The sequence below is a fragment of the uncultured Stenotrophomonas sp. genome, assembly GCF_945952405.1.
Classification (GTDB): domain Bacteria; phylum Pseudomonadota; class Gammaproteobacteria; order Xanthomonadales; family Xanthomonadaceae; genus Stenotrophomonas.
Window position 1 is genome coordinate 1 of the sequence record NZ_CAMFIA010000018.1, and the last position, 23,620, is coordinate 23,620.

At 67.7% G+C, this 23,620-nt stretch carries 19 protein-coding genes, 2 tRNA genes and 1 pseudogene; 8 read left to right on the top strand and 14 right to left on the bottom strand.

The window, feature by feature from the left end; genetic code table 11:
* Positions 1-240 precede the first annotated feature (240 nt).
* The 3 genes from Q0P60_RS16095 to Q0P60_RS16105 all read right to left on the bottom strand — a co-directional run bounded on the left by Q0P60_RS16095 (position 241) and on the right by Q0P60_RS16105 (position 943).
* Positions 241-316: transfer RNA gene (locus Q0P60_RS16095), tRNA-Glu, on the bottom strand.
* Positions 317-365: 49 nt separating this feature from the next.
* Positions 366-441 (bottom strand) — tRNA-Ala (locus tag Q0P60_RS16100).
* A gap of 103 nt (positions 442-544) precedes the next feature.
* Positions 545-943 (bottom strand): heavy metal-responsive transcriptional regulator, encoded by a 399-nt coding sequence (locus Q0P60_RS16105; protein WP_294995704.1) that lies wholly within the window; start codon positions 941-943, stop codon positions 545-547.
* Between the two features lie 185 nt (positions 944-1,128).
* Between Q0P60_RS16105 and Q0P60_RS16110 the strand changes: the two genes are divergently transcribed.
* The 7 genes from Q0P60_RS16110 (at position 1,129) to Q0P60_RS16140 (ending at position 10,551) form a co-directional block, all read left to right on the top strand.
* On the top strand, positions 1,129-2,196 hold the full coding sequence (locus Q0P60_RS16110; protein WP_294995707.1) for a helix-turn-helix domain-containing protein: 1,068 nt from the start codon (positions 1,129-1,131) through the stop codon (positions 2,194-2,196).
* 72 nt (positions 2,197-2,268) lie between these two features.
* Positions 2,269-3,072 carry a TlpA disulfide reductase family protein gene (locus Q0P60_RS16115; RefSeq protein WP_294995710.1) on the top strand — a complete coding sequence of 268 codons (804 nt, stop codon included), beginning with the start codon at positions 2,269-2,271 and terminating at the stop codon, positions 3,070-3,072.
* A gap of 30 nt (positions 3,073-3,102) precedes the next feature.
* Positions 3,103-3,939 carry a thiol:disulfide interchange protein DsbG gene (gene dsbG / locus Q0P60_RS16120; protein ID WP_294995713.1) on the top strand — a complete coding sequence of 279 codons (837 nt, stop codon included), beginning with the start codon at positions 3,103-3,105 and terminating at the stop codon, positions 3,937-3,939.
* 508 nt (positions 3,940-4,447) lie between these two features.
* Complete coding sequence (locus tag Q0P60_RS16125) at positions 4,448-5,881, top strand: DcaP family trimeric outer membrane transporter (RefSeq protein WP_294995716.1); 1,434 nt, start codon at positions 4,448-4,450, stop codon at positions 5,879-5,881.
* A gap of 77 nt (positions 5,882-5,958) precedes the next feature.
* Positions 5,959-7,311: an arginine/agmatine antiporter gene (gene adiC, locus Q0P60_RS16130; RefSeq protein ID WP_294995719.1), complete on the top strand. Its 1,353-nt coding sequence runs from the start codon at positions 5,959-5,961 to the stop codon at positions 7,309-7,311.
* A 20-nt stretch (positions 7,312-7,331) separates the two neighbouring features.
* On the top strand, positions 7,332-9,620 hold the full coding sequence (locus tag Q0P60_RS16135) for an Orn/Lys/Arg decarboxylase N-terminal domain-containing protein (protein WP_294995722.1): 2,289 nt from the start codon (positions 7,332-7,334) through the stop codon (positions 9,618-9,620).
* 28 nt (positions 9,621-9,648) lie between these two features.
* Complete coding sequence (locus Q0P60_RS16140; protein ID WP_294995724.1) at positions 9,649-10,551, top strand: cation diffusion facilitator family transporter; 903 nt, start codon at positions 9,649-9,651, stop codon at positions 10,549-10,551.
* A 223-nt stretch (positions 10,552-10,774) separates the two neighbouring features.
* Here the strand turns inward: Q0P60_RS16140 and Q0P60_RS16145 are convergent, their stop codons facing one another.
* The 9 genes and pseudogenes from Q0P60_RS16145 to Q0P60_RS16185 form a co-directional block, all read right to left on the bottom strand.
* A complete protein-coding gene (locus Q0P60_RS16145; protein ID WP_294995727.1) occupies positions 10,775-11,488 on the bottom strand; it encodes an energy transducer TonB in 714 nt (237 codons plus the stop codon).
* Entirely contained in the window at positions 11,481-12,281 is an 801-nt protein-coding gene (locus Q0P60_RS16150) for a ChaN family lipoprotein (RefSeq protein WP_294995730.1), read from the bottom strand. The genes Q0P60_RS16145 and Q0P60_RS16150 overlap by 8 nt, the downstream gene beginning before the upstream one ends.
* The gene (locus Q0P60_RS16155; RefSeq protein WP_294995733.1) at positions 12,268-14,739 is read right to left on the bottom strand and encodes a TonB-dependent receptor; all 2,472 of its coding nucleotides are present in this window, start codon (positions 14,737-14,739) and stop codon (positions 12,268-12,270) included. The genes Q0P60_RS16150 and Q0P60_RS16155 overlap by 14 nt, the downstream gene beginning before the upstream one ends.
* Positions 14,740-14,803: 64 nt before the next feature.
* Positions 14,804-15,602 (bottom strand): annotated as a pseudogene (locus Q0P60_RS16160) (FecR domain-containing protein).
* Positions 15,599-16,102, bottom strand: a complete 504-nt coding sequence (locus Q0P60_RS16165; protein WP_294995736.1) for a sigma-70 family RNA polymerase sigma factor — start codon at positions 16,100-16,102, stop codon at positions 15,599-15,601. Before Q0P60_RS16165 ends, Q0P60_RS16160 begins: the two are co-directional and overlap by 4 nt.
* A gap of 98 nt (positions 16,103-16,200) precedes the next feature.
* On the bottom strand, positions 16,201-16,707 hold the full coding sequence (locus tag Q0P60_RS16170) for a hypothetical protein (protein ID WP_294995739.1): 507 nt from the start codon (positions 16,705-16,707) through the stop codon (positions 16,201-16,203).
* Between the two features lie 68 nt (positions 16,708-16,775).
* Positions 16,776-17,000: a hypothetical protein gene (locus Q0P60_RS16175; protein ID WP_294995742.1), complete on the bottom strand. Its 225-nt coding sequence runs from the start codon at positions 16,998-17,000 to the stop codon at positions 16,776-16,778.
* Positions 16,997-17,698 (bottom strand): glutamine amidotransferase, encoded by a 702-nt coding sequence (locus Q0P60_RS16180; protein ID WP_294995744.1) that lies wholly within the window; start codon positions 17,696-17,698, stop codon positions 16,997-16,999. Before Q0P60_RS16180 ends, Q0P60_RS16175 begins: the two co-directional genes overlap by 4 nt.
* Positions 17,695-18,468 (bottom strand): YggS family pyridoxal phosphate-dependent enzyme, encoded by a 774-nt coding sequence (locus tag Q0P60_RS16185; protein WP_294995746.1) that lies wholly within the window; start codon positions 18,466-18,468, stop codon positions 17,695-17,697. Before Q0P60_RS16185 ends, Q0P60_RS16180 begins: the two co-directional genes overlap by 4 nt.
* A gap of 76 nt (positions 18,469-18,544) precedes the next feature.
* Between Q0P60_RS16185 and ptsJ the strand changes: the two genes are divergently transcribed.
* The gene (gene ptsJ / locus Q0P60_RS16190; RefSeq protein ID WP_294995749.1) at positions 18,545-19,831 is read left to right on the top strand and encodes a transcriptional regulator PtsJ; all 1,287 of its coding nucleotides are present in this window, start codon (positions 18,545-18,547) and stop codon (positions 19,829-19,831) included.
* 89 nt (positions 19,832-19,920) lie between these two features.
* Here ptsJ and Q0P60_RS16195 read toward each other — a convergent pair whose 3' ends face one another.
* Together Q0P60_RS16195 and Q0P60_RS16200 are read right to left on the bottom strand one after the other, a co-directional pair.
* Entirely contained in the window at positions 19,921-20,427 is a 507-nt protein-coding gene (locus Q0P60_RS16195; RefSeq protein ID WP_294995752.1) for a hypothetical protein, read from the bottom strand.
* Between the two features lie 78 nt (positions 20,428-20,505).
* The gene (locus Q0P60_RS16200; RefSeq protein WP_294995755.1) at positions 20,506-23,616 is read right to left on the bottom strand and encodes an error-prone DNA polymerase; all 3,111 of its coding nucleotides are present in this window, start codon (positions 23,614-23,616) and stop codon (positions 20,506-20,508) included.
* Between the last annotated feature and the right edge of the window lie 4 nt (positions 23,617-23,620).

Here is a 23,620-nt window from a genome sequence, read left to right on the forward strand (position 1 = left end):
AACCGCTGACCTCCTGCATGCCATGCAGGCGCTCTCCCAGCTGAGCTATGGCCCCGTGTTACCGAGCCGCCTATCATACCTGCGTGTTCACGTTTGTGGAAGCTTTTTTTAAACTTTTTTCGTTCCGGTTCAACCGAGGCCACGAGGGCAGGGGAAACCGCAACGCCACAACCTGAATGCCGGTCGGCGGTGAACAAAAAAGACCCGGTTATCGGCCGGGTCCTTGTTGTTCGTGATGAGTGGCGTCCCCACGGGGATTCGAACCCCGGTCGCCACCGTGAAAGGGTGATGTCCTAGGCCTCTAGACGATGGGGACGCACGAAAAACTTCAAGTTGTAGAACCTTCGACGGCCTAATGTCGAAAGTGGTGGAGCCAAGCGGGATCGAACCGCTGACCTCCTGCATGCCATGCAGGCGCTCTCCCAGCTGAGCTATGGCCCCACGTCGCTGAGGAGCGAAATAATAGCCTTGCCCCAGGGGGTTGGCAAGCATTTGTTGCACTTTTCTTCACGTGTAGTGCGAAGCCCTGTTCTGGCCTCGGTGGCTACGCGTTGTCGCCGGTCAGGGCCGCCAGGATCGGGCATTGGTCCAGCGCGCCATGTCCGGGGCAGGCATCGACCAGCTGCGAAAGCGCGTTGTGCATGCGCTGCAGTTCGGTCATCCGCTGTGCGATGTCCTGCAATCGGGCCTGGGCGGTGTCGCGCACGCTGCCCATGTCCTGCGGGGGGCGATCACTGAGCGCGAGCAGTTCGCCGATTTCCTCCAGGCTGAAGCCCAGGGCCTTGGCGCGGCGGATGAAACGCAGTCGGCGCAGGTCCGGCTCGCCAAAGATGCGGTAGCCGCCGGGCGAGCGTGCCGCTGTCGGCAGCAGCTGCTGCCGTTCGTAGTAGCGGACCGTATCGATCGGCACGCCGGCCTGGCGGGCCAATTGTCCAATGTTCATGGCGGATTCCTGCGGAGGCTGCCGTCCATTGTGAAGCCTTGAGTCTGGTCGAGAGTCAAGGCTTCGCTCGACAGGCGTATTCAGTGCACTTTGCAACTTTCTTCATAGCCCCGCCGCTGGCCCAGTTCCTACCCTTCGCTTGAACCGGCCGTTCGATGGCCCGCAACGAACCGAGGAGGTGGACTGTGGATGGAATCAGCAACGAAGGATTCGTCGAGGTCGCGGTGGTCGAGTATCCGGGAGGCGACCCTTCGGCCGCGTCGGTGCTGGCCGAGATGGCGCATGTCGCCAACCGCGTTGCGGCGCAGCAGCGTCGACCGTGCAAGCATGTTCTGGTCACGCGCTGGATCGTCCCTGCCAGCCAGACCGGCGTGCATCGCATTGCCGGTGCGGAGATGCTCGATGCTGCCATTCCCGCGGTGATCGCCCTCCCCGGACAGATCAGCAGCGGGATCTGCCTGCGTACCGAGGAAGTCCTGCTGGACTGGCTGCGTGCCCACTATGACGGTGGCAGCCTGCTGGCGGCCGCCAGTGACGGCGTGGGCGTGCTGGCGCGTGCGGGGCTGCTGGTCGGGCGCACGATAAGCGGGCCGGATCTCGGGCGCCACCCGGGATTGAAGGCCCATTCAATGAGCTGGGTGCCCAGTGAGCGTGCGCTGGTCGATGACGGCGATCTGTTGACGGTCAGCGGAACGCAGGCCTGGCGCTTCCTCGGCCTGCGGTTGTTGCATCGTCTGCATGGGCAGGGCGTGGCGAGCGCCGTCGCGCAACAGCTGGGAATCGCCGTGCCTCCGGGAGTCCAGCAGGATCTGGAGCGGTTCAGTGCCAACTTCGCGCACGGTGACCGCGACGTATTGAAGGCGCAGCGCTGGCTGCACACCACGGCGGCACGAGGTGCCACCCTGGCCGGCATCTGCGGGGTGTCCGGGCTGGAGCCGCGCACGCTGCAGCGACGCTTCCTGCGCGCCACCGGCCTGCGCCCGATCGAGTACTGCCAGCGCCTGCGCGTTGCCAAGGCGCAGACCCTGCTGCAGCAGGGCGCCGGCATCGATGAGGTGGCCAGCGGCGTGGGCTATGCCGATCAGAGCGCATTCCGGCGCCTGTTCCTTCGTATCGTGGGCATGACGCCGGCCAACTATCGTCGCCACATCAACAGCAAGCGACGCGAACGGCCACTGATGCCCTCGGTGGCTGGCAGCCTGCGTGGGCTGCAGGCACCGGCGGGTGTACCGCTGGGACGTAATGCGGCCTGACACCCGCGGCGCTTGCAAGCTGGGCGCGAGGCTTCGACCATGCAGGCACTGAACGATTGAACAGGTGGGCGGATGTCGAGTGTCGGGCCGGTACCGATGCCGGTGGTGTTGATTCTCGCGTGCATGCTGCTGGCGATGGCGGTGGCCCGACTGTGGCCGAGCGGCAAGGAGGACATGCCGCTGCCCTCCGCAGCAAGCATGGTGTTGGACATGGTGCTGATCGGCCTGCTGTGCGGTCGGATCAGCTTTGTCGTGCTGAACTTCACGCTTTACCGTGAGGCACCCTGGGGCATTCTGCAGATCGCGGATGGCGGCTATCACGTGGCGGTGGTGCTGCTGTCTGGACTGGCCTGGGGCGTGTGGCGCCTGCGGCAGTGGCGTCCGTTGCGCGCGCGAGTGCTGACCGCCGCACTGGTCGGCGTGCTGTGCTGGGCCGGGTGTGGCCAGCTGCTCTCGGCCTGGCAGGAGCGGCAGATGCCACTGCCGGCGCTGCAGGTGGCCGATCTCCAGGGGGGCAGGGTCGATCTGCAGCAATTCCGGGGCAGGCCTCTGGTGCTGAATCTGTGGGCCACCTGGTGCGGACCATGCCGCCGTGAGATGCCGGTGCTGGCAACGGCACAGCGGACACATGCCGACGTCCATTTCGTGTTCCTCAACCAGGGCGAAACCCTGGCCGAGGTGCAGGGTTTCCTGGCCAGTGAACGGCTGAAGCTCGGCAATGTCCTGCTGGACGAAGAGGCCGCTGCTTCAACCGTGCTGGGGGTGCAGGCCTATCCATCGACATTGTTGTTCGATGCTGAAGGGCGCCTGCGTGAACTGCATCTGGGTGAGCTGACCGCAGCCGGTCTTGAACACAAACTGCGCCGGCTGCGGTAGCCTGCGCGGGCATCTCACTACGGAGTTCCCATGTTGTCGACTTCCCTGCGCACTGCTCCGGCGGTGCTGTTGCTGCCGGTCATGCTGGCATTGGCCGCCTGCAGCCAGGCACAGACGCCGCCAGGCAAGCCCGCCCCGGCAGCGAGCGCTGCGGCCCCGGCCAGCAAGGGTGACCGCCCGGCCGTGCTGAAGGGCATCGAGAAGCACGGCTTCGAGGTCGTTGCCGAGTTCGACGCGCCCGGTGGCCTGCGTGGCTTCGCAGGCGTGGTGGGTGGCCAGCAGCCGGCGGCGGCCTACGTGACCGCCGATGGCAAGCACGTGCTGGTGGGCAGCCTGTTCGATGCCGAAGGCAATGACGTGGCCGCCGAAGCGGTGGAGAAGCTGGTTGCCGCGCCGATGTCGGCCAAGATGTGGACCAAGCTGGAAACCAGCGCCTGGGTGCGTGATGGCAAGGCCGATGCGCCACGCGTGGTCTACACCTTCAGTGATGCCAACTGCCCGTACTGCCACAAGTTCTGGGAAGCGGCGCGGCCATGGGTCGACGCCGGCAAGGTGCAGCTGCGCCACATCATGGTCGGCGTGATCCGCGAGGACAGCCCGGCCAAGGCGGCGGCGATCCTGTCCGCGCGTGACCCGAGTGCGGCGCTGCTGGAGAACGAACACCAGTTCGACCGTGGCGGCATCAAGGCGCTGCCGAACATCAGCCGCGAGATCGCCGGCAAGCTCGATGCCAACCAGGTGCTGATGCTTGAAATGGGCTTCCAGGGGACGCCGGGCATCCTGTTCCAGGATGCACAGGGCCAGGTGCAGCGCCGTGCCGGCCTGCCGCAGGGCGCAGACCTGCAGACGGTACTGGGTCCGCGCTGACCCAGCCATTGTTGATGACCCGCAGGCCCGCATGGCGACATGCGGGCCTGCTGCATTCTGCGCTTGGGCCCGCTACAGCGCCCCGCGCATCTGCTGTTCGTCGTCACGTCTGAATCGTGACTGACATCAAGCATCGCGCCTTGATTCCAATCAAGGCCAAAAACGACAGGTCAACTAGGCTGTGACGCATGCAGTACAGCGTCAATGCGCCATGGATGTCGCGCTCGCCAGGCCCTGATCGGGGTCGATGGGCTCAGCCATTCACGACACTCTCACTCCGCGCTTGTTACCCAGACCGCTGCGGTCGCCACCTCTCTGGCAGCGCGGCCTTGATGGCGTCGACATCGGTGCGGGCGGGGCAGTGTCATCGTCCTGTTGCCTGCAACGTGCAGACTGGCCGGTGTCGTCGACGCAGTACCCGCATTTCCAGCAACGGCAACGCGAGGCCGGGGTGGCGCATGCGTGCATCCCGACCACGCGATCCAGGTGTTCGTCCAGGGAGGATGCAATGCGCGTGGCGGTACTGAGTCTGGCCTGCTTGACCGCGTTGGCGATCACGCCGGCGTATGCGCAGCAGGAGGGGCAGGACGACGCGCAGGCGCTGCGCCGTGAGATCGCGGCCATGCGTCAGGCACTGGAGGGCATGCAGCAGCGCCTGGATCGGCTTGAACAGCGTGATGGCGCGGGCGTCGCTGCCACCGTGCAGGCGCCTGCGCCAATGGCCGCGGCTGCCAGCGCTGCCAACCTGCTGCATCCCACCCAGGTGCCGGGTGTGGCGCAGCCGGTGCTGCCACAGCGCGAATCGGTGGCCGATCCCTCCACCGCCGCCTCACGACCGGACAGCGCAGCCGGCCCGACCGATCCCGACCTGAAGGGGTTCTTCGCCATTCCCGGCACCGATACGGTGATCCGCATCGGCGGCTATGCCAAGCTTGATGCCATCGCCGATTCGCGCGCAGCGGGCGACGAGGACCAGTTCATCCCATCGTCGATGCCGGTGGCGGGCAGCCATCGCGACGTATCCAATTTCAACATCCATGCGAAGCAGACCCGCTTCAGTTTCGAGGCGCGGCGCCCGACCACGCATGGCAACCTGCGCTTCTACCTGGAGAACGACTTCTTCGGCAGCAGCGACGGCTACGCGTTCCGCCTGCGCCATGCCTATGGCCAGCTCGGCAATACCTACGCCGGCTACGGCTACTCCAGCTTCATGGACCCGGACAGCCTGCCCGATACATTGGACTTCGCCGGTCCCGGCGGAGCCGGCTACCTGCTGGTGGCGGGCATCCACCACAGCTTTGCGATGGGCAAGGGCAACACCCTGACGGTGGCGGCGGAAGATCCGAAGACCGAACTCGCCGGCGCCAGCGAGGCGCGGGTGGCGGTCAACCGCCTGCCCGATGTAACCGTGACCGCGCGCATGGAGCGCGACTGGGGCCACCTGCAGCTGGGCGCGGTGGCACGCAGCCTGGCCTATGACGGTGACGGCGAGCGCGACCGGCGCATGGCCGGTGGCCTGCAGCTGAGCGGCTCGGCGTCGGTCGGTGAGCGCGACCTGCTGCTGTTCGGTGCACTTGGCGGACGCGGCCTCAGCCGTTACACCGCCGACCTGACCGGCTCCGGGCTGGACGCGGTGGTGGATGTGGACGGGCACCTGGATGCACTGGACCTGCACGGTGGTTTCGTCGGCTACACCCACTACTGGTCCGAACTGTGGCGCTCCAACCTGATCTTCGGCCAGTTGACCCTGGAGCGGAACGCCGCACTGGCGGCCGATGCATTCCGGCAGAGCCGTTACGGCGTGTTCAACCTGATCTGGAGCCCGGCACCGTCGTGGACGATGGGCATGGAGCTGCTGTACGGCCGCCTGCAGCAGCAGGGTGGCGCGCGCGGCGACACGGTCCGGGTGCAGGGCAGCCTGCAATACAACTTCATCAAGTAACCGCCAGCGGTCGTACGCCAGCGTAACCCGTCCCCACGCCCGCTCGCACCGGGCCCATGCCAGTACAGGAGATTGTCATGGCAGAAGCAAAGAAAATCGGGGTGGTGGGAGCCACCTTCCTCGTCGCCGGCAACATGATGGGCTCGGGCGTGTTCCTGCTGCCTTCCAGCCTTGCCAAGATCGGTACCGCCTCGATCTGGGGCTGGCTGATCACCACCGCCGGTGCCCTGCTGCTGGCGTTCGTGTTCGCCAAACTGGGCAAGCTGGCGCCCAAGGCCGGTGGTCCCTACGCGTATGCGCGTGACTGGTTCGGGCCGTACATGGGCTTCCAGACCAACACCATCTACTGGTTCGCCAACTGGATCGGCAATGTCGCCATTCCGATCGCGGCGGTGGGCTACTTCAGCTACTTCTTCCCGATCCTGTCCGAACCGCTGGTGCGCTGCATCGCGGTGCTGGTGCTGGTGTGGGCACTCAGCTTCGCCAACATGATCGGCCCGGCCTTCGTCAGCCGGGTGCAGACGGTCACCACCAGCTTCGCACTGGTACCCATCCTGGGCATCGCCATCTTCGGCTGGTTCTTCTTCGATGCCGATATCTTCAAGGGTGCCTACAACGTGTCGGGTGAATCCAACTTCGGCGCGATCTCCAGCGCTGCGGCACTCACCCTGTGGGCCTTCATCGGTGTCGAATCGGCCTCGGTGACCGCCGGCGTGGTCGAAAACCCGGAAAAGAACGTGGCCCGCGCCACCCTGGCCGGCGTGTTCCTGGCCGCCATCGCCTACATCGCCAGTTCCTCGGTGATCATGGGCATGGTGCCGAATGCGGAACTGCAGGTGTCCGACGCGCCGTTCGCGCTGGCCGCGGCCAAGGCCGTCGGTGGCTGGGGCGGGGCGCTGGTGAGCCTGTGCGCCTTCGTCGGTGCCGCCGGTTCGCTGGGCGGCTGGATCCTGCTGACCGCGCAGAGCGCCAAGGCGGCATCCGATGACGGACTGTTCCCGAGCATCTTCAGCAAGACCAACAAGGATGACGTACCGGTCAAGGGCGTGCTGATCGTGGCGGTGCTGATGACCCTGGCGGTGCTGGTCACCTCCACCTCGGAGACCGCGTCGGCACAGTTCGACGTGATCACCTCGGCGGCGGTGGTGCTGACCCTGCTGCCCTACATCTACTCGTGCGTGGCCTGCTACTTCGTGGTCGAGCGCTCGCACACCCTGGTCCACACCGGTGCGTTCTGGACGCTGACCAGCCTGACCGTCGTGTACTGCCTGTGGGCGATCTACGGCTCGTCGGGAAGCATCGTGCAGTACGCCTTCCTGTTTGTGCTGTTCATCACCGTGTTCTATCCCTTCTTCAGCGAGGAGCGCCGCCAGCAGCGGCAGCGCGCCCGCGAGGCATCGGCCATCAGCGCCAGCGCCCAGCGTTCCTGAGTTAGTCAAGGAGAATCAACGTGTACTTCAAGTCCCTGGATTACCCGGTCATTGTCATCGACAACGACTACGAGTCGCCGCGCATCGGTGGCATCCTGATCCGCGCCCTGGTGGAAGAGCTGCGCAGCAACGACCAGCGCGTGCTGTGCGGCCTGAACCTGGACGATGCCCGCGCCGGCGCCCGCACCTACGTGGCGGCCTCGGCGGTGCTGATCTCGATCGACGGCAGCGAAGAGGTGGATGGCGAGTTCCAGCGCCTGACCGCGTTCCTGCGCGAGCAGAGCGCGCGCAGGGCCAACCTGCCGGTGTTCCTGTACGGTGAGCGCCGCACCATCGAGAAGGTGCCGAGCAAGCTGCTCAAGTACATCCACGGCTTCATCTTCCTGTTCGAAGATACCAAGAGCTTCATTTCGCGGCAGGTGATGCGCGCGGCCGAAGACTACATGAAGAACCTGCTGCCGCCGTTCTTCAAGGCACTGATCCATCATGCGGCCGAGTCGAACTATTCGTGGCATACGCCGGGCCATGCCGGCGGCGTGGCGTTCACCAAGTCGCCTGTCGGCCGCGCATTCCATCAGTTCTACGGCGAGAACACCCTGCGCAGTGACCTGTCGATCTCGGTGCCGGAGCTGGGTTCGCTGCTCGACCATACCGGCCCGATCAAGGATGCCGAGGAAGAGGCGGCGCGCAACTTCGGTGCCGACCATACCTTCTTCGTCACCAACGGCACCTCCACCGCCAACAAGATCGTCTGGCACGGCACGGTGGCGCGCGGCGACGTGGTGTTCGTCGACCGCAACTGCCACAAGTCGTTGCTGCATGCGTTGATCATGACCGGCGCGGTGCCGGTGTACTTCACCCCCAGCCGCAATGCGCATGGCATCATCGGCCCGATCAGCCTGGACCAGTTCACGCCGGAATCGCTGCAGCAGCGCATCGCCGCCAATCCGCTGGCCAGCCAGGCCTACAAGGCCGGTTCCAAGCCGCGCATCGCGGTGGTCACCAATTCGACCTACGACGGCCTGTGCTACAACGCCGAGAAGATCGCCGATGAGATCGGCAGTGCGGTCGATTTCCTGCATTTCGACGAAGCCTGGTACGCCTACGCCGCGTTCCATCCGTTCTACGAGAACCACTACGGCATGGCCAAGGGCAAGCCGCGTGAGCAGGATGCGATCATCTTCACCACGCACTCCACCCACAAGCTGCTGGCCGCGTTCTCGCAGGCATCGATGATCCACGTGCGCAACTCGGCGCAGCGCAACCTGGATGCCGAGCGTTTCAATGAGTCGTTCATGATGCATACCTCGACCAGCCCGCACTACGGGGTGATCGCGGCGTGCGACGTGGCCTCGAAGATGATGGAGGGCGACGCCGGACGCTCGCTGGTGCAGGAAATGCATGACGAGGCGATCGCCTTCCGTCGCGCGATGCTGCATGTCCGCGACGACCTGGGGCGCGACGACTGGTGGTTCAGCGTGTGGCAGCCGACCCAGGTCGAGCGCAGCCTGGACAAGGGCGATACGCCGGCGCCGCTGGTGGCCAAGCGCGAGGAATGGTACCTGCAGCCGGATGCGCACTGGCACGGCTTCGAGAACCTGGTCGATGACTACGTGCTGATCGACCCGATCAAGGTCACCCTGCTCACCCCGGGCCTGGCAATGGACGGCAGCATGGGCAAGCTGGGCATCCCGGCGGCGGTGCTGAGCAAGTTCCTGTGGGGCCGCGGCATCACCGTGGAGAAGACCAACCTGTACTCGGTGCTGTTCCTGTTCTCGATGGGCATCACCAAGGGCAAGTGGAGCACCCTGGTCACCGAACTGATGGCGTTCAAGGAGCTGTACGACCGCAATGCCCCGCTGAGCCAGGCGCTGCCGACGCTGGCGGCCGATTATCCGAACGCCTACGCCGGCTGGGGCCTGCGTGACCTGTGCGATGCGCTGCATGCATTCAACCAGGAGTTCGCCGTGGCCAAGGTGATGCGCGAGATGTACGTGGACCTGCCGACGCCGGTGATGACCCCGGCCGATGCCTATAACCATCTGGTGAAGGGCGAGATCGAGCGGGTCGACATCGAGCAGCTCAGTGGCCGCGTTGCCGCGACCATGCTGGTGCCGTATCCGCCGGGCATCCCGACCATCATGCCGGGTGAGCGCTTTGGCGACAGCGACGAGCCGATCATCCAGTCGCTGCGCATCGCCCGCGAGCAGAATGCCCGTTTCCCGGGCTTCGAGTCGGACGTGCACGGGTTGATCATCGAGCACGATGGCGAGGTGCCGTCGTACAAGGTGGAGGTACTGAAGGCCTGACCCGTAACGGTCGGCCCTTCAGCGAACGATGGATACCGCGCGCGAGCAACGCATCCTCACGTTCTCGATCGGGGTGACCATCGCGGTCAGCGCGGTCGGCTTCATCGGTGGCCTGCTGGTGGGATCGCAGGCCATCCTGTTTGATGGCGTGTACAGCCTGGTCGATGTGGCCCTGACCCTGGTCTCGTTGTCGGTGCTGAGGCTGGTGGCGCGGGAGCAGAGCCCGCGCTTCCAGTATGGCTACTGGCACCTGGAACCGATGGTCGAGGCGCTTGGCGGGGTGATCCTGTCGCTGGCCTGCGTCTATGCGCTGGCCAACGCGGTGATCGGCCTGACCACCGGCGGGCACGAGGTGAAATTCGGGCCTGCGCTGTGGTGGGCGGCGTTGCTGAGTGCCAGCAACCTCGGCATGGCGGCGTTCGTGGCACAGCGGGCGCGACGCCTGCGGTCGGCCTTGTTGTGGCTGGATGTGCGCGGCTGGCTGCTCGGTGGCCTGATGAGCCTGGCCGTGGTGCTGGCCTTCGTGCTGGCGCTGGTCCTGCATGGGGGTGATTGGCACCACTGGGTGCCGTACCTGGATTCGATCGTGCTGGCATTGATCAGTCTGGCGGTGCTGCCGGTACCGGCGCGCAGCGCGTGGAAGGCCATGCGCGAAGTGTTGCAGGTGGCGCCCGACGACCTGGACCGCCGCGTGCAGGACGTGATGCAGGCATTCGTGGCCGAGCGCGGCTATGCCGGCTTCACCAGCCACGTGGCAAAGATGGGACGGATGCGTTTCATCGAGATCCACGTACTGGCCGACCGCGCCACGCCGCTCGGCTCGGTGGGCGAGGTCGACGCGATGCGCGATGAGATCGCGGTGCGACTGGATGCCCGTGGCAGCACCTTCTGGCTGACCATTGATTTCACCGCGGACCCGGCGTGGACATGATCCGGCACCGGTGCTCGGCTGCACCCGTTCTCTTGTAGAGCCGAGCCCATGCTCGGTTGCATTTCGCGTAGAGCAGCCGAGCATCGGCTCGGCTCTACAGGGCGGCGGTAGCGCATCGTTGCATGGCGCGGACCGCTCTGTTCCGGCCGGCCGGTTTGACCTCAACCGGAGTTGAGGTCGCAGACTGCCCCGCATCCCCTACTGGACAGGGCAATGAAGCGAGCTAGCGCAGGTAGTACTCAACCGGCACCACCAGCTCCTGCGGCGCCTTCAGCTCCGCTGGAATCGGCGGCAGGGGTTGTGCGCGGCGGAAGGTCTGCAATGCGGCGTCATCCAGCATGGGCTGGCCGCTGGACTGTTCCAGCCGCAGGGCCAGCAGGCGCCCCTCGCGGTCGATGCTGGCCCTGACCCAGGCCGTGCCCTGCTGGCGGCGTGATCGCGCGGCGGCGGGGTAATAGCGGTAACGCTCCAGCCGCGCCATCAGGCGGGCTTCCCACTGGTCGCTGGCGGCGCCGGCCTGGAAGTCTGCCGGGGGCGCGTCCGGAGCGGGAGGCGCGGCCGTGATCGATGCCGGTGCGGGACTTGCATCGGTCGCGGCCGCCGGCGGGGCGACCGGCAGCGGTTGCCGGCCACGACCGCCGGTCTCGCTGGCCGCCTGTTCGCCATCGCGTGCCGCCGTGGGCGTGGGCGGCGGCGGCGACTTGATCGGCTGCGATGCGCGTGCCTGCTGGGCCTGGCTGGGCGTGTCGGCCTGGCGCTCCTCGACCGGCTGCGGTGGCGTGGCCGGAGCCAGCAGGCGCAGGCTGATGCGTACGTCCTGTTCCGGCGGCGGCAGCACCGGCGGTGCCGCCACCCAGTGCAGCAACAGCAGCAGCGGCAGCAGGTGCAGGGCGATGCTGATCGCGATGGCCTGCCAGTGTTGGCTGCGCTCACTCATCGCCGAGCACCCACAGCAGATCGGCATCGGCGGCATCGACGACCTCTCCGGGTGAGGCCAGCGCGATCACCAGCGCGGGTCCATCGGTGTCCAGGTAGCCCGGCACCCCGGTGCCGCGCAGCACATGCCAGCGGCCGGCCAGCAGCAGTGCCGGTGCGGGTGCCGTGGCCAGCACCTGGGCCATGCGGGTATCGCGGGCCCTCTGTACCGCCAGCATGCCCTCCAGCATCGGTGCGGCATCGGCATGCTGGGCCAGCACCACGGCCGACAGCCGTTGGCGTGCCGCGGCAACCGGGAACTGCACCGTTCCGCTCGAGGCCAGCAGGGTGTTGACCTCGGCACGCGACAGGTTGCCGCCGAACAGGGCAATGCCCGCGCCGGCGGCGTCCTGCACCAGCCCGCCATAGGCGGGCCACGGCCAGCGCGCATCCCAGTCCAGCAGTTCCTGCAGGCGTGCGCCGTCGGCACGATGTCCGCTGGACAGCCAGCGCTGCACCCGCTGCAGGCGGGGCTGGCGCTCGCTGGCGATCATCTCCAGCACCAGCGCACCCTGCGGACGCTGCTGCTGCAGCGCCTGCAACAGCCAACGCTGGGCGGCATGGTCGGCGGCGAGGTCATGGCGTTCACCGAGCAGCAGCCGCGGCGCGGTGGCGGCACGCTGTACGAATGCCGCTTCATCCAGGGGCTGGCCGCTGCCCAGGTCGATCACCTGGCCCGGCATCGGCTGCGCGCTGGCCAGGGCGGCCAGCGCGAGCAGGCACAGCGGCAACCCGCGGCGGCTAGAACGCCACATTGACGCCCATCGAGACGGTGCGGCCACGGCCGTTGCCGCGGTCCAGGATCGGACTGAAGATGCTGTCGATCGAGGCATTGTTGTCATAGGCCTTGTTCTGCAGGTTTTCGATGTTCAGCCACAGCGTGGTGTTGGCCTGGGGCTTGAAGCTGGCGTAGAAGTCCAGCAGCACACCGGTGCCGCCGGTCTTGCGGGTCTGGAAGAAGTCGTAGCCTTCCTCGGTGGGCCCGGAGTACTCGGCCCGCAGGCCGGCCTGCACGCGCTGCTGCCACCAGCGGCCGCCGACGTCGAAGGTCCAGTAGCGATCGGGCAGGGCGGTGATGTCTTCCAGATTGACGAATTCGATGGCAGGTGCGCTGGTGCGCGAGCGGGTCCAGCTCAGCGTGGCGTGGTAGTGCTCGCTGGCGTAGTGCGCTTCCAGTTCGATGCCACGCATGCGGACGACCCCGGGATGGTTCATCCAGCGCGTGGTGGCGCTGAAATCATCGGCATCCAGCACGTCGGTCCAGGCATTGAGCTGTGCGTCGCTGTCGATCGGCACGACGAACGGGGTCACTTCCGGCGGATGCACCATCAGCAGGTACTGCGGCTTGATGTAGTCGCGGGTGCGGTTGTCGAAACGGGTGACGCGCAGCTGTGCCAGGTCGCCGTCGGTCAGCAGCGAGTGGGTGCTGAGGTTGGCGCCGAACTGCAGGTTGCGCGAGCGCTCGCGGCGCAGGAACGGATTGGCGCCGATGCCGTCGGCGACGCTGGCGTCCTCCAGCGGGATCTTCTCGAAGAACATCTCCTGCACGCGGGGCGGCCGCGAGGTACGCGAGACCTCGGCAAACAGCTGCAGCCAGTCGGTTGCCTGCAGCGAGACGGCCAGGCTGGGGCTGAGCGCGTGCTCGGTGCGGCGCACGTCGATGCCGCCGCCATTGATGTCCGCGCACTGGCCCGGTACGTCTGAACACACCGGGATGTAGCCGCGCAGGCCGTAACGGTCCTGGCGCAGGCCGGCGGTCAATGCGTAGATGTCGTACTGCAGCTCCAGCGTGCTGAACACACTGTCGAGCTGGCTGCGGCCTTGTGGGTTGGCGCCGCGCAGGTTCGGGGTGTCAGCCACGTAGATGTCCGACTGGTGCTTGATGCCGGTGTTCCAGCGTGCCTGCAGCGCTCCGATGTCGAAGCGGCTGGTGTTGTCGATCGTCCAGCTGCTCAGGCTGCTGTGGGTGCGGCGGCCGATGTAGCTGGAATCCTCCACCGGCGGGTAGAACAGCCGGGTCTTGTTGCTGGCGAAGGTCGCGCGCAGGTCGATCCACGGCGAGTAGGGCGTGTAGTGATAGCTGGCGCGCTGGTTGCGTGCGGAAATCTGCCACGGGTAGTTGTGGTAGAAGTCGTTTTCGTAACGCATGTGGCTCAGGTCGAGGCGATGCTGGTCGCTGGGCTGCAGGCGCGCCTTCAGCAGCCAGCTGCTGGGCTGCTGGCTACCGGGATCGGCCTTGTTGGTCTGTCCGCGCGCGGTGGCGTAGTCGCTGCTGCGGCTGCTGCTGGCGGCGGCCAGCAGGCCGAACTGACGGTCGCCGCCGTCTTCGCTGTGGCGCCAGGCGCCGGCGAAGGTGCGGCCACTGCCGTAGCCGTTGTTGCCGTGGCGGTAACCTGCGCGCAGACCCCAGTCACGGCCTTCGCCGAGCAGGTCGTCGATATCCAGGGTACGGAAGTTGGCACTGCCGGCCAGCGTGCCGGCGCCGTCACCCCCGGCCACGGCGCCGCGCTGTACGTCCACCCCGGCCAGCAGGAAGGGATCGACGTATGCGAACGGGCCACCGGAACCATGTCCGGCGTTGTTGCGGAAGGTCTGGGTGACGCCATCGATCATGGTGTTGACCCGGCCGGCGCCGGCCATGCCGCGGATGTTGACCTGCAACCCGGGCTGGCTGCGCGAATGGAAGCTGTGGGTGCCGGGCATCGAGCGCAGCAGGCTGTTGCCATCCTGGCGCTCGGCCATCGCCACGCGCTCACTGCCGACGCTGGCCGCGAAGCCATCGCGGGTGGCGGGAACATACTGGCTGGCACCGGTGCCCGGAGCCTGGCCCTGCGCGGTATTGCCCTGCACGCGCAGTGGGCCGGTGCGACGGCTGCCATCGCCGCGCTCGGCCGGCGCCGGTTCCAGGGTAGCCCGGCGCGCATCGATGAAGCGCGGGCGCAGGCCGCTGCCGGCGAGCAGGCGCGACAACGCCTGGGTGTCATCGAAGTCACCCCGCAGGGCCGGTGCGGCATGGCCGGCGGGCAGCGCCGCACCGATCACCAGGTCGACACCGGTCAACCGGCTGTAGGCGTCCAGCGCGGCAGCCAATGGCTGCGCGGGCAGATCGTAGCTGCGGGTGGCCGCCTGCGCCTGGGCAGTGCAGGGCAGCATGGGAAGGGCGCTGGCACAGGCCAGCGACAGGGCGAGAACGAGGGGGCGGTGGGACAGCATCGGGGACTCCAGGGGCTGACGCAGAGCGTCGTCATCCTGGGTAGACGCCGCCGCAGGCCCGATGTCAGGGTGCATCGCGAACCTTCCCGCGCGGCGGCAGCCAGACCTGTACGCCTGCACCCAGGTGCAGCACGCGCACATGCAGCTGCGCGGCCAGCTGGTCGCGGCTGCTGGCCGCACCCTCGGCACTGCCCAGCAGGCTGACCGGTTGCTGGCGCAGGCGTGCTCCCACGATCCAGGTGCGTCCGCCATGCCAGCGGTCGAGGCCCTGGCTCACCTCCACCAAGGGGGCCGAGATCCAATGCAGGCGCCGCTCGCGCCAGGCCAGTGCGCTGTCGCCGGCCGGCTGGGGTGCTTCCGGCGACCGTTCGTTGAAGCGCAGCTGCTGACCTTCGTCGGCCTGCACGGAGGTGTTACCCGCCTGCACGCCGACGCGGTGTTCGGTGACCGTCCTGCACGGCGAGGTCGAACGCAGTGCCGAGGGCGGTGACGGTGCCATGCGGGGTATGTACCTGGAACGGCCGGTGCGCATCGGCGCTGACCTTGAACCAGGCCTGGCCGCGTTGCAGCTGCAACTGGCGGCGTTGCGCGTCGACGCGTACATGCACTTCGCTGCCCGGCGACAGCAGCACATGCGATCCGTCCGGCAGGGCCTCATCGCGGATCTCGCCGGCGGCGGTGCGCAGGACCTGCGCGGCCGGAGGCGAGCCATCGCGGCTGTACAGGCCCAGCGCGCACAGCAGCAGCACGGCAAGGCCAGCCTCGGCCCGGCGCCACTGCTCGAACGCATGCTCGTCGCGGTCACCGTCGTGCCCATCCAGCCACCAGCGGGCCGCTTCGCGTGCGATCGGGTCCTGGCTCATGCGCCGGGCACCTGCTGCAGGGCGACCAGGGCGCGCAGCAGATGGCCGTGCGCGGTCTGCCGGCTGATGCCGAGCTGGCGGCCGATCTCGGCCAGCGCCATCTGTTCCACGCGGGCCAGCAGGAACACCTGGCGCGAGCGCGGCGGCAGCGCGGCGATGATCGCATCGAGGTGGCGCAGCTGTTCTGCGTCGAGCAGGCGCTGTTCCGGCAGCGGCGCGGGATCGGCGAAGGCATGCAGCAGCGTATCGTCGAGTACTTCTTCGCGACGCCGCTGCCGGTAGTGGTCGGCGATCAGGTTGTGGGCGACGCGGTACAGGTACGCGCGGCCATTGCCGAGCAGGCCGCTGGCGGCGACCTTGATGACACGCAGCCAGGTTTCCTGGACGACGTCATCGGCGTCGCTGCGTTGCGGGAGTTTGCGGCGGACATGGGCGTGCAGCGGCCGGTAATGGGCCGCGCACAGATGCGCGACATCCGTCGGTTCGACAGGCGTGGACACGGGGCGGGCGACAACTGGGAAAGGGAACAGCCCGCGGCGGCAAGGGCAGCGGCAGCACCTTACAGCAAAAGAGAATCATTTGCATCAAGCGGCCGGTGTTACCCGGGTGGGCAGTCGCAGTGGATCTGCAGTGCCTCGGTCGGGTTGTGATGCAGCTTGAAGCCGCACTGCTGCAGGCTGCGCTTCACCCGTGCCACGGCTTCGGCATGGCGGGCGACCCGGCGCTGCTGCCAGCGCGGCGGGGTGAACACGCCCAGTGGAAGCAGCCGCAGCCGCCTGCCGTGCACGACCAGCGAGACATCGACGTGGCGGCCATCGAGGTCATGGCCGTTGGCGCCGAAGATGGCGCCGACTTCGGTGTGGCGGTGCGGATAGCAGGCGCGGAACAATGCGATGCCGAGGGCACGCACACCGCGGCGGAAGCCGCCGAGGCGGCTGTGCCGGGGTTCAAAACCGCGGGTGAGCAGCAGGCGCAGTCCGGCCGGCAGCAGCGCCTGTGCATCGAGCAGGCGTTGCAGCACATCGGTCTCGATGCGGATGCACGAGGCGGGCCAGCGCGGGGCCACACGCAATCCGTGATGGTCGCCGCGTTGCAGGGTCAACATGGCGCCAGCTTCGCACATGACCGAACCGCCAAGGTAGTGCCGGCCGCTGGCCGGCATTACCCTGGAGCCTACAGATCGCGGTACTGGATCTGCGCCGCCAGCACCCGCAGGCCATCGGCGTTGCTGGACAGGATGCGTTCTTCGCCGACACCTTTCTGCCGCCGCAACTGGAAGCCCTGCGCGGCGGGCAGCTGCGCAGCGATGCTGTCCATATGCTGCAGGGCATCGGGGCCGCTGCAGTCGAAGTGGCCCCAGAAGGTGCCGTTGCGGTGGACCTGCAATCGATAGTTCATCGTGGTGCTTCCTCCAGGTCCTGCAGCCAATGGTCGAACATGGCGGTGGCGGCCGCGGCCAGCGGTGCGCCATAGCGGCGCGCCTGTGCGCGCAGGTCGTTGGGATCGATGCCGGCGTGTGCCAGTTGCAGGGTATGGCCGATCAGCCAGCGCTCGAACTGGCGTGCGTCCAGTTCCGGGTGGCACTGCAGGGCGAGGGCGTGCTGGCCGATGGCGAAGGCCTGGTGGCGGCAGGCAGGCGTGCTGGCCAGGCGGCGTGCACCGGCGGGAAGTTCGAAGGCTTCGCCATGCCAGTGCAGCACCGGAATGCCCTGCAGGGCCTGCAGCGGTGAGCGCTGGCCATCATCGGTCAGCAGCAGCGGCGCAAAACCGATTTCCTGGCCGCCGCTGGGCGCGACGCGGGCACCGAGTGCGCGTGCCATCAGCTGCGCGCCGAGGCAGATGCCCAGGGTTGGCCGCTGTTGCAGCAGCCGGCGCTGCAGCAGGGCGATGCTGTCATTGAGGAAGGGATAGGCGCCGACGTCATTGACGCTGATCGGGCCGCCGAGCACCACCAGCAGGTCGGCCGCTTCGGCGGGCGCGAGCGGGTCGACACCGGCCTGCAGCACCTGCAGCTGCCAGCGCTGTGCCTGCAGCAGCGGCTGCAGGGTCCCCAGGTCTTCAAAGGCGACGTGTTGCAGGACGACCGCGTGCTTCATGCCGGGGCTCCGCCGTTTGGCCAGTAGAGACTGTCCGGCGTGGCGCGGGCACCGAAGATGGCCTGGCCGACGCGGACCACGGTAGCGCCTTCTTCGATGGCGACCTCGAAGTCACCGGACATGCCCATCGACAGCTGTGACAGGTCGATGCCGGCAGGAACGGAATGCAGCAGCTGCTCACGCAGTGTGCGCAGGCGCACGAAGCAGGCGCGCACGCGTTCAACCTCGGGGCTGAAGATGGCCAGGGTCATCAGGCCACGCACGCGCAGGCGATCGAATGCCGGCAGCTGCTGCACGAAGGCCCCGACGGCATCCGGTTCCAGCCCGTACTTGCTGGGTTCGGCCGAGGTGTTGACCTGTACGAACACGTCCAGCGTGCGGTCTTCCAGCTGCAGCCGCTGCTGCAGGGCTTCGGCCACGCGCAGGCTGTCCAGCGCCTGGAACTCGCTGGCGAAACGCGCTACGTAGCGCGCCTTGTTGGTCTGCAGATGCCCGATCACCGACCAGTGCACGCCAAGATCGGCCATCGCCTCGGCCTTGCGCTGCGCCTCCTGCACCTTGTTCTCGCCCAGTTGCCGGCAGCCGGCAGCCACCGCCATGCGGATACGGGCGTCATCGACGGTTTTGCTGACCGGCAGCAGGCGCACGCTGGCCGGATCCCGGCCGGCGCGGGCGCAGGCGGTGGCGATGCGTTGGCGCACCGTGACCAGGTTGGCGGCGATCTGTTCGACGGACTGGGCGACAGGCCAGTCGGCAGCGGCAAGGGGCATGCGGGCACCTCCAATGCAGGGTGGCCAGGGTGGGATACACTGGCACAGGACAAGATATATTTTGGCATAGGACAAAATGAAAATCACCGGGCATAGCGCCGAGTCGATCTTCGACAGCATCCGCGATGGCATCGGCAAGGGTCGGCTGCCGGCCGGCAGCGTGCTGCCGCCGGTGCGTGACCTGGCCGAGCAGCTGGGAGTGAACCGCAACACCGTGGCCGCGGCCTACAAACGGCTGGATGGCGCCGGCCTTGCCAGCACGGCCGGCCGTCGCGGCACGGTGGTGCGTGGCCTGCCGCCGGCAATGGCACGCGAGGGCAGTACGCCGGGGCTGGCGCTGCATGACCTGGCCGGTGGCAACCCGGATCCGCGCCTGTTGCCGAACCTGCGCCTGGCCCCGGCCGCACCGCGGCTGTATGGCGTGGGGACGGTTGACCCGCGCCTGCAGGTGCTGGCCAGGGCCTCGCTGGATGCGGATTGTCCCGAGGGGTATGCGCTGGAACTGACCCATGGCGCGGTCGATGGCATCGAGCGCCTGCTGGCGGCGTGGCTGCTGCCGGGTGATCGCATCGCGGTCGAAGATCCCTGCTTCCTCGGCAGCCTCAACGTGCTCAACGCGGTCGGCCACGCACCCTTGCCGGTGGCTGTGGACGCGCATGGCATGCAGGTGGAATCGCTGCGCCAGGCACTGGAGGGCGGCGCCCGTGCGGTGCTGCTGACGCCGCGTGCGCACAACCCGACGGGCGCCAGCCTGGATGCGAAACGGGCGCGGGCATTGCGCCAGCTGCTGGCGGCCTACCCGCAGGTAGCGGTGCTGATCGACGATCACTATGCACTGCTCTCGCAGCAGGCCTATCACTCGGTGCTGCCGTCCGATGGCCGGCGTTGGGCACTGCTGCGTTCGCTGTCCAAGCCGCTGGGCCCTGACCTGCGGCTGGCGTGGCTGGCCTGCGATGAAGAAACCGCGGCGCGGTTGCGGTTGCGGTTGGCGTCGGGCACGGGCTGGGTCAGTCACCTGCTGCAGGATGCGGCGACCTCGGTGCTGGAGTCGGCACCGCAGCGAACGAAGATCGCATCGGCGGGTGAGCGCTACCAGCAGCGGCTGCAGTCACTGCAGGAACTGCTGCGCGCGCGTGGCGTGCAGACACCGGTGCCGATGGAAGGGCTGAACCTGTGGCTGCCGTTGCCGGCTGACAGTCATCCGCAGGTCCTGGCGCTGGCCGCGCGTGGTTGGCATGTGCGCGCCGGCGAAGTGTTCGCGGTGGCGGCACCGGGGCATGGCCTGCGCATCACCTGCGCGGCGCTGGGCCCGGCGCAGCAGCGGCAGTTGGCCGACGACCTGGCGGCGGTGTGCGGTGTGTAGAGTCGAGCCATGCTCGACTGCTTTTCCATCAGGCATCGCGGCGTTGGAGCCAGGTGCAGTCGAGCATCGCTCGACTCTACAGAAGCAGGTCAGGGCGCGGCGGTGGCGCCCGGACGCACGTAGTAGGACTGCCCGCTGTCATCGACGAACATCAGTTCCGGCTTGCCCTGCCACGAGGTGAGCATGGCGCCGGTGTTGTTCTGGTGCTTGACCATCAGGCTGGCGCCACGGTCGGGGTTGGCCACCACCTTGAACACCTCGGTGGTGCCGGTGGCGTCGTCGAGGGTCAGCAGGGCTTCGCCGCCGCGGTCGCTGGTGCCGTAGCCGCCACGTTCGGAACCGTCAGGGCCGAGCAGGACAAGCCCGGACAGGGCGGTGGCGCGCGGCCCCTGGGAACGGCCCTGGCTGAGGGGATCGGGAACCGGCGCGCCGAGGATCACCCGCGGCTGCCCGTTCTCATCGTGGATGACCAGGCCGCGTGCCTCGATGATGCGCTGTGGTGATTGACTGCGGTGCTGGTTCCAGGCGGTCCAGCCGGAAACAAGCAGGGCAAGGGTCGAGACCACCAGGGTGGTCAGCAGCAGGGCACGGGGCATCGGGTCGTCCTTCCTTGGATGTGCCGACGATAGCGGATGCAACAGGGGATGGGTAGGGTCGACTCCACCCGGTCGGCGTCAGTGGAAATCGCGGCTGTGGCTGCGCAGCCCCTGCAGCAGTTCATCCAGGCAGTACATGCGTTGCACGATGACATGCTGCACGCCATCGACGCGTTCCAGGCGGCCGTCGATCTGCATCAGCTGGGTATCGACCAGCACCCGGTGCTGGCGGTCGGCCAGGTGCCGCCAGACCACCGCATTGACCATGCCGGTCTCGTCCTCGAGGGTGAGGAAGGTGACGCCGCTGGCGGTCTGCGGGCGCTGGCGCATGCGCACCAGGCCGGCGATGCGCACGCGTCGGCCATGGCCGTGGCCGGCCAGCTGCGCCGCGTCCAGGCAACCACGACTGCGCAGCTGCGCGCGCAGGAACGAGATCGGGTGGCGGCCGAGGGTGGTGCCGGTGCTGCGGTAATCGGCCTGCATGTCTTCCCATGCGCTGGGCAGCGGCAACGGTACGCGGGCCTCGCGGGTGGCGCGGGCCTGGTCGAACAACGGCAACCGGTTTTCCACGCCGGAGATATCCCAGCGCGCACGATGGCGATGGCCGCTGAGCCCGCGCAATGCACCGGCATCGGCCAGCAGGCCCTGCTGGCGACGGTCCAGCGCGGTGCGCTGGCACAGGTCGCCGACGTCATCGAACGGGCGCCGGGCGCGCTCGCGCATGATGGCCTGTACGGCCGCTTCGTTGCAGCCTTCGACCAGGCGCAGGCCGAGCCGGATCGCCGCCGCTCCCTTGCTGTAATCCAGCGTGCAGTCCCAGTCGCTGTGGCGTACGTCGACCGGCAGTACGCCGATGCCATGCCGGCGCGCGTCCTGCAGCAGCTGATCGGGGCTGTAGAAGCCCAGCGGCTGGCTGTTGATCAGGCTGGCGGTGAACGCGGCCGGGTGATGGCACTTCAGCCAGCAGCTGGCATAGGTGAGCAGGGCGAAGCTGGCGGCGTGGCTTTCCGGGAAACCGTAATCACCGAAGCCCTTGATCTGTTCGAACAGGTGCTCGCCATACTCGCGGCTGAAGCCGTTCTTCAGCATGCCCGCCAACAGTTTTTCGCGATGCGGTTCCAGGCCGCCGCGGCGTTTCCAGGCCGCCATCGAGCGGCGCAGCGCGTCGGCCTCGCCGGGGGTGTAGCTGGCCGCATCCACCGCCAACTGCATGACCTGTTCCTGGAACAGCGGTACGCCCAGGGTGCGCGCGAACACGCGTTCAAGCTGCGGCGGATACAGCGGTTCTTCCAGGTTGTCCAGTGCTTCCGGGCCCTGCTCGCGCAGCAGCCGGCGCCGTTCCAGGTAGGGGTGCACCATGTCGCCCTGGATCGGGCCGGGGCGCACGATCGCCACTTCGATTACCAGGTCGTAGAAGGTGCGTGGCTGCATGCGTGGCAGCATCGCCATCTGCGCACGCGATTCGATCTGGAACACGCCGATGGTGTCGGCGGCGCTGATCATGTCGTAGGTGGCAGTGTCCTGGTCGGGGATCGCATCCATGCGCCCGCTGTGCAGGCCATGCTGCTGCAGCATCGCCAGGCATTTGCGGATGGCGGTGAGCATGCCCAGCGCCAGGCAGTCGACCTTCATCAGGCCGATGGCATCCAGGTCATCCTTGTCCCACTGGATGACGGTGCGATCGGCCATGGCCGCATTTTCCACCGGCACCAGGGTTGACAGGGGATGCTCGGAAATCACGAAGCCCCCCGGGTGCTGCGACAGGTGGCGCGGGAAGTCGATCAGTTCGGCGGTCAGCGCCAGCAGCCGCCGCATCAGCGGTGTCTCCGGGTCGAAGCCGCGTTCGCGCAGGGTCTCCGGCAGCGGCACGTGGCCCCCCCAGTGGTCCATCGCCGCGCCCAGTTCGTTGACCTGGTCCATCGGCAGGCCGAGCGCGCGCGCCACATCACGGATCGCGCTGCGGCCGCGATAGCTGATCGCCACCGCGGTGAGCGCGGCACGCTCGCGGCCATAGCGCTTGAACACATACTGCAGCACTTCCTCGCGGCGCTCGTGCTCGAAGTCGATGTCGATGTCCGGCGGCTCATCACGCTCGGCGGAGATGAAGCGCTCGAACAGCAGGTTGCTGCGCGCCGGGTCGATCTCGGTGACCCCCAGCACGAAGCACACCGCCGAGTTGGCCGCCGAGCCGCGGCCCTGGCAGAGGATGCCCTGGCTGCGCGCGAAGCGCACGATGTCCTGCACGGTGAGGAAATAGGAGGCGTAGTTCTTCTGCCGGATCAACGCCAGTTCGTGTTCGATCTGTGCCCGCTGCGCGGGCTCGATGCCATGTTTCCAGCGCCACGGAATTCCGCGCTCGACCAGTACGCGCAGCCAGCTGTCCGGATCGTGGCCTTCGGGGACCAGTTCACGCGGATAGGTGTACTGCAGCTGCTCCAGGGTGAAGTGGCAGCGTCCGGCAATGCGCAGGGTCTCGGCCAGCAGTTCGGGCGGGTACAGCTGGGCCAGCGCGGTACGCGGGCGCAGATGGCGCTCGCCGTTGGGAAACAGGCGCCAGCCGGCTTCGGCCACGCTGCAGCGGTGGCGGATCGCGGTGAGCGTGTCCTGCAGCGCGCGGCGGCGACGCACATGCATGTGCACGTCACCGCTGGCGACCAGCGGCAGGTGGTGGCGTTCGCCGAAGGCCTGCAGCTGCTGCAGGCGGCGCGCATCGTCGTGTTCATGGTGCAGCTCCACCGCCAGCCACAGCCGGTCCTGGAACCCCGCACGCAGCAGTTCCAGATCGGTGGCGGCCGGTTGCCGGTCCAGCCACAGGCACAGCAGGCCATCGGGCAGGCCGTGCAGGTCTTCGCGCAGGCAGCGGTAGCCGCCCTTGGCCGCCCGCCGCCGGCAGGTGGTGATCAACTGGCACAGCGCGGTGTAGGCGGCCTGGTCGGTGCACAGCAGGGCCAGCTTGGGCCCGTCCTCGAGCTGGAACTCGGCGCCGACGATCAGCGCCATGCCATGCGTTTTCGCCGCCTGCCAGGCGCGCACGATGCCGGCCAGCGAGCACTCGTCGGTGATCGCCAATGCACGGTAGCCCTGGCCGGCGGCACGCGCGAACAGCTCTTCGGCGATCGAGGCGCCACGCTGGAAACTGAATGCCGAGAGGCAGTGCAGTTCGGCGTAGCCGGGCGGTTCGTTGTGCATGGCG